The organism is Bifidobacterium favimelis (genome assembly GCF_037963085.1).
Classification (GTDB): domain Bacteria; phylum Actinomycetota; class Actinomycetes; order Actinomycetales; family Bifidobacteriaceae; genus Bombiscardovia; species Bombiscardovia favimelis.
The window spans coordinates 1-11,804 of the sequence record NZ_JBANDZ010000003.1 but is presented as its reverse complement, the minus strand read 5'-3'; the positions used below and the strand labels follow the sequence as shown (position 1 = coordinate 11,804).

General features: G+C 63.2%; 8 protein-coding genes. 4 read left to right on the top strand and 4 right to left on the bottom strand.

The window, feature by feature from the left end; genetic code table 11:
* Nucleotides 1-36 precede the first annotated feature (36 nt).
* The 4 genes from V6584_RS07370 to V6584_RS07355 all read left to right on the top strand — a co-directional run bounded on the left by V6584_RS07370 (nucleotide 37) and on the right by V6584_RS07355 (nucleotide 8,273).
* A complete protein-coding gene (locus tag V6584_RS07370; protein ID WP_340470107.1) occupies nucleotides 37-1,026 on the top strand; it encodes a YihY/virulence factor BrkB family protein in 990 nt (329 codons plus the stop codon).
* A 162-nt stretch (nucleotides 1,027-1,188) separates the two neighbouring features.
* On the top strand, nucleotides 1,189-1,890 hold the full coding sequence (locus V6584_RS07365; protein WP_340470108.1) for an ABC transporter ATP-binding protein: 702 nt from the start codon (nucleotides 1,189-1,191) through the stop codon (nucleotides 1,888-1,890).
* Nucleotides 1,890-5,342, top strand: coding sequence for an FtsX-like permease family protein (locus tag V6584_RS07360; RefSeq protein ID WP_340470110.1), 3,453 nt, complete (start codon nucleotides 1,890-1,892; stop codon nucleotides 5,340-5,342). The genes V6584_RS07365 and V6584_RS07360 overlap by 1 nt, the downstream gene beginning before the upstream one ends.
* 141 nt (nucleotides 5,343-5,483) lie before the next feature.
* A complete protein-coding gene (locus V6584_RS07355) occupies nucleotides 5,484-8,273 on the top strand; it encodes an ABC transporter ATP-binding protein/permease (RefSeq protein ID WP_340470111.1) in 2,790 nt (929 codons plus the stop codon).
* 10 nt (nucleotides 8,274-8,283) lie between these two features.
* Here the strand turns inward: V6584_RS07355 and V6584_RS07350 are convergent, their stop codons facing one another.
* The 4 genes from V6584_RS07350 to V6584_RS07335 all read right to left on the bottom strand — a co-directional run.
* Nucleotides 8,284-9,369 (bottom strand): hypothetical protein, encoded by a 1,086-nt coding sequence (locus tag V6584_RS07350; RefSeq protein ID WP_340470112.1) that lies wholly within the window; start codon nucleotides 9,367-9,369, stop codon nucleotides 8,284-8,286.
* The gene (locus V6584_RS07345; RefSeq protein ID WP_340470113.1) at nucleotides 9,359-10,006 is read right to left on the bottom strand and encodes an ABC transporter ATP-binding protein; all 648 of its coding nucleotides are present in this window, start codon (nucleotides 10,004-10,006) and stop codon (nucleotides 9,359-9,361) included. Before V6584_RS07345 ends, V6584_RS07350 begins: the two co-directional genes overlap by 11 nt.
* Nucleotides 9,997-11,073, bottom strand: a complete 1,077-nt coding sequence (locus V6584_RS07340; protein ID WP_340470114.1) for a peptidoglycan-binding domain-containing protein — start codon at nucleotides 11,071-11,073, stop codon at nucleotides 9,997-9,999. The genes V6584_RS07345 and V6584_RS07340 overlap by 10 nt, the downstream gene beginning before the upstream one ends.
* Before the next feature lie 277 nt (nucleotides 11,074-11,350).
* Nucleotides 11,351-11,804 (bottom strand): hypothetical protein (locus V6584_RS07335; RefSeq protein WP_340486349.1); only part of this gene is annotated, 454 nt, incomplete at its 5' end.

Genomic DNA, 11,804 nt, shown 5'->3' with positions numbered 1-11,804 from the left:
CGTAGAATGTTGTCAAGGCAAGGGGAGGAGGCGGCCATGGAACACCGGTCCTCCCTGAAAGACGCCCCCAGCGCCGGGTCACCGGCAGGAGGGGACGGGGAAGAATCACATAACCCCTCCATGAACCCCGGAAGGCAGGGGGGAAAGGTCCGCCGGTGGTTCACCGCAGGAAGCCGGCTCTGGAAGGGGTCCCTGCCAGGCCGCGTCCTGGCCCGCTACTCCTCCAGGCAGGGGTCCACCCTGGCCAACGGCCTGGCATACGGCCTCCTCTTCGCCTTCTTCGCCGCCCTATGGACCATACTGAGCATCCTGGGATTGGTCCTCTCGGGCAACACCGGCCTGCAGGGGAGGGTGATAGCCTCCGTCACCCGCCTGGTCCCCGGTCTCTCCCCGGACTTTTTCTCCCAAAAGGCCCTGGGCCGGATAACGGGCACCCTCACCTGGACGGGCCTTGTCACCCTGGTCATGTTCTGGTGGACCACGACCGGTTGGCTGGACTCCCTGCGCCAGGCAGTCCAGTCCCTCTTCGACGGAGGTTCGGCCGACCTGAACCCGGTGAAGGCCAAGGCCAGCGACACCCTCTCGGTCATCCTGGTCGCCGTTCTCTTCCTCTCCTCCAGCGCCACGGGCGCCCTGTCAGGCGGCATGGTCCGCCGCGTCCTGCAGGCCCTCCGCCTGTCAACCGAATCCTGGGCGGCCTCCCTTACACTGGACCTGGTCGGTCTGGGGTCCGGTCTGATACTCAACTTCCTTCTTTTCCTTGTCCTCCTGGGGCTGGTGGGCCGGGTACGGGAGGGGAGGGCCCTGACGGCCGGCTCCCTGATCGGGTCCCTGGCCGTCACCGCCATGCAGTCCCTGGGTACCCGCCTGCTGGCCGGGGCCTCCAGCAACCCCCTTCTGGCCCCCTTCGCCGCCGTCATCGGCATTCTGATCTGGTTCAACCTGATAGCCCGGACCATCCTCCTTTGCACGGCATTGATAGCGGAATGGCTCCATGACGACAGGCTTCTGACAGGGTTGGGCTGAACCCGGCCCGCCTTTCCGCCAGGAGTGTTTCACCGCTTCCCCGAAGGGGCCGGACACGTATAATGAAGCCCAGCCGCCCCGACCGGTGGGACGAGAACCGCGGCCTCCTACCGTCAGGCAGTGCAGGCAAGGCGGGTCGATGACCATGGAGGTGAAGGGCACATGGGCTATATCGAAGTGAGGCACGAGACCAAGCGGTACGTGACCGGCGACACCACGATCGTTGCCAACAACGATGTCAGCTTCTCGATAAATCAGGGTGAGCTGGTGGTCATCCTCGGGGCCTCCGGGGCCGGCAAGTCCACCGTCCTCAACATTCTGGGCGGCATGGACACCTGCGACGAGGGCCAGGTGATCATCGACGGCCAGGACATAGCCCAGTACACGCCAAGGCAACTGACCACCTACCGCCGTTTCGACGTGGGTTTCGTCTTCCAGTTCTACAATCTGGTCTCAAACCTGACAGCCCGGGAGAACGTGGAACTGGCCTCGGAGATAGTCGATGACGCGGCCGACCCCACCCAGACCCTGATTGACGTCGGCCTTGCCAAGCGCCTGGATAACTTCCCAGCCCAGCTCTCCGGAGGGGAGCAGCAGAGGGTGGCGATAGCAAGGGCGGTCGCCAAGAACCCCAAGATCCTCCTGTGTGACGAGCCCACGGGCGCACTGGACTACAACACCGGCAAACAGGTACTTCACATCCTCCAGGACCAGAGCCGGCAGCACGGCGCCACGGTGGTCATCGTCACCCACAACGCGGCCATAGCCCCCATAGCCGACCGGGTGATCAGGATGCATGACGCCCGTGTCCAACGGGTGGAGGTCAACAGCCAGCCCGAAGACATCAACGATGTGGAGTGGTGATGAACCACCGCATGCTCTGGCACGACATACGCGTCTCCTTCAACAAGTCCCTGGGCAGGTTCATCTCCATCGTCTGCCTGGTGGCACTGGGCTCTTTCGCCCTGGTGGGCCTGAACGTGGCAGGCCCCGACATGCGCGACGCAGGCAACCGCTACCTGGCCGGACACCACCTGGCAGACCTCGTGGTCATCAGCAGCTACGGCCTGGACGGGGATGACCGGGCGGCCATCGACCAGGCCAAGGGGACCTCGCAGGTCGAATACGGCTACCTGAAGGACGTGGTCCTCAAGGGCACCGATGAGAGCCTGCGCGTCTACTCCTCCCCCCGTGGCTTGTCGACCTATAAACTCGAGGCCGGCCACATGCCCCAGGGTGAGGACCAGGTGGCCATCGATTCCAGACTGGCGGAACGGCACCCCATCGGCAGCAGGATCCAGGTGGACGAGCGGGCCGACCAGCTGGGCCGGAAGGTCCTGAGGAAGGACTCCCTGAAGGTGGTGGGCACTGTCACCTCCACGGAGATCCTGAGCAAGGTGAACATGGGCCCGTCCACATCCGGGTCCGGTTCCCTGGACGCCTACGCCACCGTGGCACCGGAGGCGTTCGATTCGGACGAGTACATGGTCGCCCGCCTCTCCTTCAAAGACCTGGACGGCATCAAAGACCACTACTCGGACCGCTACACCAAGGCCCTGCAAGTCCACAAGTCCGATCTGAACCGGATACTGGCCGGCCGCCCCGCAGCCAGGCTGGCCTCGATCAAGGCCGGTCAGCGGCCCAAGCTGGACGAGGCACAGGGGAAGATCGACCAGGCCAACAAGCGACTGGATGATTCCCGAAGGCAGCTGGACCATGCCAAGGACCAGCTGGATGAGGGGGCCCGCAAGATCGGTGATGCCAAAAACCAACTGAGCACCCAGACCGATCGGGCCCGCCGGCAGATAGACCAGGCCCGTGGGCAGGTGGACCAGGGCGAGCGCGATTTGGCCGGCAAGGAGAAAGAATACAACGCCTCGGCTCAGGAGGTGTCAGACGGCCGCAAACAGGTGGAACAGGGGAAGAAGGATGCCGACCAGGCCCAGGGACAGATAGACCAGGCCCGCCGGCAGCTGGAAGAAGGCCGTAAGAAGGCAGATGACATCCTGAACCAGGCCAAGGAGGGCCGGGCCAAGATCGGCCAGGCCATCGAGGCTGTGAACCGGCAGATCCAGGCCATACAGGTAGAGCTTGGGCAGCCGGGGTTGAGCGATGAGGAAAAGGCCGCATTGCAGGCCAAGCTCGGCCAGGCCCAGGGCCAGCTGAAGGCCCTTCAAGCCCAGGCAGGCCAGTTGGATGACCTGGTGGCCAAGGCCCAGGCCGGGCGCGACGACTTCGTGGACAGACAGTACAAACCGGCCATGGCCCAGCTGGAGGACAAGCAGACCCAACTGGACGGCAAACGGAAGGAGCTGGCCACAGCCGAGGGGCAGGTGAAGGACGGCGAGAACCGTTTGGGCAAGGCCAAGGGGCAGTTGGACCAGGCCCGGACCCGGCTCCAGCAGGGACGAGACCAGGTGGCCCGGGCCGAACGCGACCTGGCTTCCAGCCGCAGACAAGCCCAGGGACAGATAGACCGGGCCCAGGCCGACCTGGACAGGAGTCAGGCCGAATACCGGTCGAAGCTGGACGAATTCAACAAGAAGGAACCTGGTGCCCGCAGGGACATCCAGGATGCCGTCAAGAAGCTGGACCAGGCGACGGCCAGGCTCAACCAACTGGAGGAGCCCGTCTATGCCCTGGACTCCCGGCGTGAGGCCCCGGGGTCGGAGGGATACAAGGTCTACGCCTCAGTCTCCTTCATCGTCGATTCCCTGGCCAAGATCTTCCCCTACTTCCTCTACTTCGTGGCCGCCCTGGTCACCTTCACCACCATGACCCGCTTCGTGGACGAGGAACGCATCAATTCCGGCACCCTGAAGGCCCTGGGCTACAGTGACGGCGACGTGATGGCCAAGTTCCTGGTCTACGGCGGCATATCGGCCGCCATCGGCGCCCTCCTCGGCATCGTCGCCGGCCACCTCCTCATGCCCTGGATCGTCTACCGGGCCTATGCCAACGCCTTCGACCTGCCCTCCATCAGTTACCGCTTCCATTGGCAGGTCACCCTCCTGGCCTGCGTCCTGGCCTTCATCAGCGCCGTCGTCCCCGCCTGGCTGAGCGCCTACCGGGAGCTGCGCGAGAAGCCTTCGGCCCTCCTCCTGCCGAAACCCCCGAAGGCGGGTTCCAAGATCCTCCTGGAGCGGATTCCCTTGGTCTGGAACCACATGAGCTTCACGCACAAGGTGACCGCCCGCAACATCTTCCGTTACAAACAGCGCATGTTCATGACCATCTTCGGGGTCTGCGGGTCTGTGGCCCTCCTCATGACCGGCTTCGGCGTGCAAGGGTCCATTTCGGCCATCAACGAACATCAGTTCGGCAAGGTGATCCGCTATGACCTGATCGCGGCCGAGAACAGCCATGTCTCGCAGGCCCAGAGGAAGGCCATCGACTCCCGCCTGGCCGCCGACGATGTCAGGCGGACGGCAGGCGTGCGCTACGAGGAATTGAGCCGGGTGGCGGGACACAATGACGACAAGCAGTCGATCACCATGATCGCCCCCGAAGACACCGATTCCTTCAAGGACTTCATACGGCTGGACACCAGATCAGGGCACAGACCCCTGGCCCTCAAGAAGGACGGCGTGATCATCTCGGAAAGGCTGGCCGGCCTGTTGGGGGTGGGCCCCGGCGATACGGTCACCCTCCAGGACTCGGGCGGCCACGACCATGCGATGCCTGTGGACGGGGTCTGCGAGATGTATCTGGGCCACTTCGTCTTCATGAGCCCAGCCGCCTACCGCAGGATATTCAACCAGCCGTTGAAGGCCAATGCCAGCCTGGTCTCCCTCAAGGACTCCTCCACGGCCAACACCAAACGGCAGGCGGCATCCTTCATGCGCCTGGACGGGGTCAAAGGGGTGGTACAGAACACGACACTGATGAGCCAGATAGACACGGTGGTCAGTTCGCTGAACATGATCATGCAGGTCCTCATCATCGTGGCCACCCTACTGACCGTGGTCATACTCTACAATCTGACCAACCTGAACGTGGAGGAGAGGATCCGTGAACTGAGCACCATCAAGGTCCTGGGCTTCTACGACCGGGAGGTGACCATGTACATATACCGGGAGACCATACTCCTCTCGGCTATCGGGGTCCTGGTCGGATACGGTTTCGGTGCCTGGCTGCACCACTACATCATCACCACAGTGCCGCCCGACAATGTCATGTTCGACCCGTCCGTCTCCTGGGTGGCCTTCATGGTGCCCCTGGTCATGATCGTGGTCATCACGGCCGTCCTGGGCTGGTACGTCAACCGAAAACTGCGCAACATCGACATGCTCGAAGCCCTCAAATCCGTCGAATGAGCGGACATGCGACCGGACTGCCCCTCCTTGCGGCGGCCCGGCCCGTCAGCGGGAGTCCACATGATTGCTTAGCGCTCAGAAAACCCATCCTTCCGGGCGTAAGCTGGCACGGCAGGAACAAACCGAAGCGGGGAGCACAAGGTGCTGCAGATAGAACATATTTCCAAACAGTACAAGACGGGTGATTTCGTCCAGAAGGCCCTGGACGACGTCAGCGTCAACCTGCGTGACAACGAATTCGTCGCCATACTGGGCCCCTCCGGATCAGGGAAGACCACCCTGCTCAACATCATCGGGGGCCTGGACCATTACGACAGGGGGGACCTGATCATCAACGGGACCTCCACCAAGCGTTACAAGGACCGGGACTGGGACTCCTACCGGAACCATTCGGTGGGCTTCGTCTTCCAGAGCTACAATCTGATCCCCCACCAGAGCATCCTGTCGAACGTGGAGCTGGCCCTGACCATCTCCGGGGTGCCCCGGGCCCAGCGGAGGGAGCGGGCCCGTGCGGCACTGGAGGAGGTCGGCCTCGGCCAGCACGTGGACAAGAAGCCCAACCAGCTTTCAGGCGGGCAGATGCAGCGGGTGGCCATAGCCCGCGCACTGGTCAACAATCCCAAGATCCTCCTGGCCGACGAGCCGACGGGAGCCCTGGATTCGGAGACCTCCATCCAGATCATGGACCTCCTCAAGGAAGTGGCCAAGGACCGCCTGGTGGTCATGGTCACCCACAACCCCGACCTGGCCCACCGGTACGCCACCCGCATCGTGGAACTGCATGACGGGGTCATCCTGAGCGACTCCGACCCACTCCCCACCGATCAGGTGCCGCTCAGGCGGGTCCGTCACCGCACCTTCGGCAGGGCCTCCATGTCCCTCCTCACATCCATTTCGCTGAGCTTCAACAATCTCAGGAGCAAGAAGGCCAGGACCATCCTCACCTCCTTCGCCGGGTCCATCGGCATCATCGGCATAGCCTTGATCCTGTCGGTCTCCACCGGGGTGAACGCTTACATCGACAGGATCCAGCAGGAGACCATGACCTCCTACCCCATTTCGATCGACCAGCAGTCCTTCGACCTCAACAAGATTGCCGGAGCCTCACAGGACTCCCCCGGCAGCAAGAGGGACACCACCCACCGCAAGGCCATCTACCCCGACGACACCAGCATCAAGGGTGCCTCCAGCCTGACCGGGAGCATCACCAAGAACAATCTGACCGACTTCAAGAAGTACCTCGATGACCCCAAGAGCGAAATCCACCAATACGTGGGTTCGGTCGGCATCCAATACTCCTACGCCTCCAAGTTCTCCGTCTTCACCCACGACCCCAAGGGAACCCTGGTCAACATGGACGGGGTGAACATCGAGAAGACGGATGAGGCTTCGGCGGCCAGCCAGATGGCCGGCCTGGGCTCGGGCGGCGACATCAGCTCCCTGCAGTCCATGCAGATATCACGTCTGACCGGCAAGAGCGACCAGACCAAAGCTCCCAGGGCCTTCACCGAAATCATGCCCGGCAGGACGGACCGGACCCCTATCAGCAAGGTGATCACCGACAACTACAAGATGGTCAAGGGCCACTGGCCCCAGTCCAAGGACCAGGTGGTCCTCGTGCTCACGCCCAACAACAAGCTCCCCCTGACCACGGTATACGAGCTGGGCCTCCTGCCGGCCGGGGATTACAAGGACATGATGAATCAGCTGAACAGCGGCCAGGAGGTGAAGACAGACACCCATCCCATCGACTACGACAAGGCCATGAAGCAGGAGCTGAGCATGATTCCGGCCAGCGACCTCTATGTCAAGCAGGACAACGGGCATTACCGCTTCGTGGGCAACGACGCGGACCAGATCGACCGGCTCAGCGCCAATGCGGTCAAGCTCAGCATCGTTGGCATCATCAAACCGGTTGACGATGCCAAGACGACCCCCTTGGACGCAGGCCTGGGATACACCCGCATGTTGACCGACTATCTGATCGACCATGCCCAGTCCAGCCCGGTGGTCCAGGATCAGAAGGCCCAACCCGACCGCAATGTGCTCAACGGCCTGGCCTTCGCCCCTTCGGACGATGCCGCCAAGGCAGCTGACGCCAAGGCCTACGTGGACTCCCTCGGGGTGAGCCAGAAGGCCAACATAGCCAGGACAGTCATGACGGCCAACCAGGCCCAGGGGCAGCAGGGCCCTGGCAATCAGGCGGCCCAGCTGGGCAATATGACCGAGCAGCAGGTGGCCGAAGGCTTCGACCGGTACATGGCCCAGGCCTCCCAGGAGGTCCTGGTCGGCATTTACAACCAATACGTGTCCACGGGATCCTATGACGACAACATGTCGGACTTCGGCCTGATGAACCGGGACGCCCCGACCTCCATACGGATCTATGCCGACAGTTTCGAGGACAAGAACTCCATCGGCGACTCGATCACCCACTACAACGACAAGGCCTCCAAGGATAACAAGATCGTCTACACCGACTATGTGGGCCTGATGATGAACTCGGTGACCACGATCATCAACGTCATCACCTACGTTCTGATCGCCTTCGTGGGCGTCTCCCTGGTGGTCTCCTCGATCATGATCGGAATCATCACCTACATCTCCGTGCTGGAAAGGACCAAGGAGATAGGAATTCTGCGGGCCATGGGGGCTTCCAAGCACAACGTCTCCCAGGTATTCAACGCCGAGACCGGCATCATCGGGCTGACCTCGGGTCTCCTGGGAATCGCCGTCACCCTCCTCCTGCTCATACCGGGCAACGCCATGATGCACCACTTCATGGGAACCGACGAGGTCAACGCCTTCCTCCCGGTCCGAGGAGCCGTGGCCTTGGTCATCCTCAGCGTGGTCCTGACCCTGATCGGCGGCCTCATACCGTCCAGGACGGCAGCCAAGCAGGACCCTGCCACGGCACTGCGCACCGAGTAAGCGCCCGCCCTCACCTGTCCTTGAAGAGGGCGAAGAGGCGGGACTCCCTGATCAGGCACCCGCTGGCCAAGGCCCCGATAAGGCAGCCGGCGAAGAGGGCCAGAGGGGTCCGCATTGCGGTCCAGAGAACCAGCCAGGGGTCGGCCAGGGCCACAACCCGGGTGACAGCCAGAAGGACCCCACCTGTGCAGATCAGGCCGAGACCGGACCAGCAGGCGGTCTCCAGCCCCATGCCCACGAGTTGCGCCCCTTTACCCTGGCCACTGTGAAGGGCACCCGCATACTCCAGTCGGCGGCGGTGCACGGAGATGATCCCCAGGAGGAGGCCGACCGCCAGCCCGACCAGGGGTAGCCAGACGGTCAGCCGCCCCCGGTATGAGGCCACGGCATCGTAGTGGCTGTCATAACCCTTGTTGAGAGGCATGATGCCGGACTGGGACTTGCCCGAGGAGACGAGGGTGGTCGAATACAGGAGGCTGTCCCCCTGGGGGCTGGCCGGCCACTGCTTGGCCCAGCACTCGTTGAAGACGCCGTCACCGCTGGAGACCGGGGTGATGACGGCGTACTGGAAGCGGGTGTCGCGGCCGTCGTTGGGCCAATCGAAAATCCCTGCCACGCGGATGGTGCCGTGGTCGGTTTCGAACCTGCTGCCGGCGCTCAGGCCGAAGTCCTTGGCCAGGTCGGTGGGGACCCAGACACCGGAAGGATTGGAGGGGGCAGCTCGGTTTTTCGGGCCGGTCAGGATCAAGTCAAGGATGCCGGGGGTCACTTCAAAAGAGGCCAGATCCTTTCCCGGCGTGGACAGGGGGGTCAGCTGAGGGCCCTTGCGGATGGCCCCGGAGGCTTGGGGACCCTTGTCCACGGAGGAGATACGGTCGCACTGGCGACCGTCCACCGGTGCCCCAAGGACGGTCTTCGTGTCGGCCTGGGCGTTGATCCTGGCGGCCGCCGTGGCCTCAAGCCCGCCCACGGTCAGGGCCTCGTAACCCCCCAGGAGGCCGCCGATCATGAAGACGGCAAGGAACATGAGCAGGGTCCGGGAGGTGCCCGAGGAGAGGTTCCGCCAGGCCTCCGAGCAGATCGACTTAAACCTCATGCTCGGTCTCCTCCTCATCGGCCGGCAGACCCGCCGGGGCATAGTCCGAAAGGTCCACCACCTTCTGGCAGGCCTGGCGGGTGTCTTGATCGTGGGTGGCCACGATGACGATCATTCCCTGGCCGGCAAGGTTCCCCAACACGTGATTTACCCCGTGGGCAGTGCGGGTGTCCAGCTGGGCCGTGGGTTCGTCCACCAGGAGCATGTCGGGGCGGGAGCAGACCGCCCGGGCCAGCATGAGGCGCTGGGCCTCCCCACCGGACAGGTCGCGGAAGGGGCGTGAGGCCGCGTGGGCCAGGTCGAAGAGTTCCAGGGCCCGCATGGCTTCAGGCTCGGCCTCTTCTCTGGTTTCCCCCTTGGCCAGGAGGGGGAAGACCACGTGGTCCAGGGAGGTGCGCTGTGCCACGCCGTAGGGGTTCTGGAAGACCCAGCCCACCCTGTCGACGTCTACCCTTTCCACTCTGCCCTCCACCGGCTTCTCCCACCCGGCCAATATGGACAGGAGGGTGGATTTGCCACAGCCTGAAGGGCCGCAGATGGCCAGTGTCTGGCCGGCATCCACCTGGAAGCTCAACCCCTGGAAGAGGGTGTCCGTTCCTGGGAAACGGTGCTTGAGTCCCTCCGCCTTCACGAACATGACCTGTTCGCTATCTTCTGGCCCAGGGCCACCTGGGAGACGGAGTCCAGGGGCCCGCCCTCGGGGGTGGTCACGAGGCTGACCCCCAGCTGGGAACCGACCACCTTCACTTTGACGGTCCTGCCCTGGCTGTCGGCTATGCAGCCCTTGTTCCCCTTGACTCCGAAGACGGCCGCAGCGGGCACCCGGAGGGCCTTGACGGGCTCATGCAGTGAGATGGAGGCATCGAACCCGTCGGTCATGTTGGGCTCGGGGATGTTCCGGAAGTCTTCGGTGGCCGACACCTTCCGGCAGAATTCAGGATCGTCCACCACAACGCTGCCGGCCTTGAGGGTGGTGGTCTCTCCGAAGACCGTCAGGTCCCTGTCCTGGTCGGAGGGCTTGCCCGCCTTGATCGACATGCTGGTTATGGCACCCGGGATATGCCCGATGGGGGAACCTGCTCCCAGGGAGCCCCCCTCAACACCCTGCCAGTCGCTGACAACCACGTCCTTGGCCGGGATCCAGATCACGTCGGCCAGGGATAGGTTCCCGTCCGAAGCATTGCCGGCCGACTCCATGAACTTCTTCACGGCAGCGGCCGTGCCGCGTGCGTAGTCGGGGGAATCAGCCGGGGCACCATACCCCAGCCGGCTGAGCTCCTTGTTCAATCCCTGCACGTCGAAGCCGTGATCGCCCACATGGAGGTCGCGGTAGAGGGGGGCGTCCGTGTGGATGGCCAGGATGCTCCGGTCGTTGACCCTGACCGCCGCCTTGCCCGACTCCATCTTGTTGCCCCCATAGGAGGCGGTGACCGTACCGGACACGTTGATCAGTAGGTCACGCTTGGCCGAGACGACGGGGATGAGGGTCACGTCCTGCTCCCCCCTGTAGTCCTGAACGGCCGCCGGGGCGCTGGTGACCTCCTTGGCCGAGGCCAGGAGGGAGGGGGGGCTGTCCGGCAGGAAGACGGCACAGGCACCGGCCGTGAGCGACACCGCCGCCAGGAGGGCCAGAATGAGCCAGGTATTGGTAATGCCCGTCCGCCTGCGCGGGGGGTCGTCCTTGGCGGATTCCTTCGTGTTCATATGGCACCCCCTGCTTTCAGTGAATACGCCTGCCGGATATGCCGTTCAACCCCGCAACGGCAATTCTCCTGTCGGATTGCTTCGATGTTCTTCCGGACTACTGCGAACTGCTATGAACCGCTGCCTCATACTTATGTAGCTGAACGATACACAATCTTTGCCGCGCATCTGCCAGACCGACCGGAATCCGACCGTCTCGGTTCGGCAGGAATAGGACGCATCGGCTTGAAACCTATGACAAGTCAACGAAACCGCCGGGAATCATCCTGCCCATCTCTCAATTCGCGAGCAGGTTGTTGGGATCGCTCGCATCAACCATCAGATGGGCGTTGGCCACCATGCAGCCCTGGGTGAACCCGTCGGACAGGTTCAACGCGATCTTGTCGTCATGGCTCGTATCACCATGCTGTCTACGCTCATGTTCCTTGCGCAGGGCGGCCATATCATCCAGAAACCTGTCAGCCGTGTAATCCTTGGGCACCTTGCCCGCACGCTTCAGACAATCTGCGATCGCGTCATCCTGATTCGCCCAGAGCCCGGGATTGCCGACCTGAACGCCATACACATCCCTGACATCCATCACATACTTCTCCTGGCAGGCACCATCATCGGCCGTTATCTTCGCTTCGTTCCCCATATCTTCCGGCCCCAAAGCCTTGGGGTAGTAGACCCCGTTGGGGAATTTGGCCAATCGCGTATGCACATGGCCCAGGTCCACCATGCACTGCTTG

Coding starts and splice junctions, on each gene's coding strand:
- V6584_RS07370 (WP_340470107.1), top strand. CDS start 37: ATGGAACACCGGTCCTCCCTGAAAGACGCCCCCAGCGCCGGGTCACCG.
- V6584_RS07365 (WP_340470108.1), top strand. CDS start 1,189: ATGGGCTATATCGAAGTGAGGCACGAGACCAAGCGGTACGTGACCGGC.
- V6584_RS07360 (WP_340470110.1), top strand. CDS start 1,890: ATGAACCACCGCATGCTCTGGCACGACATACGCGTCTCCTTCAACAAG.
- V6584_RS07350 (WP_340470112.1), bottom strand. CDS start 9,369: ATGAGGTTTAAGTCGATCTGCTCGGAGGCCTGGCGGAACCTCTCCTCG.
- V6584_RS07345 (WP_340470113.1), bottom strand. CDS start 10,006: ATGTTCGTGAAGGCGGAGGGACTCAAGCACCGTTTCCCAGGAACGGAC.
- V6584_RS07340 (WP_340470114.1), bottom strand. CDS start 11,073: ATGAACACGAAGGAATCCGCCAAGGACGACCCCCCGCGCAGGCGGACG.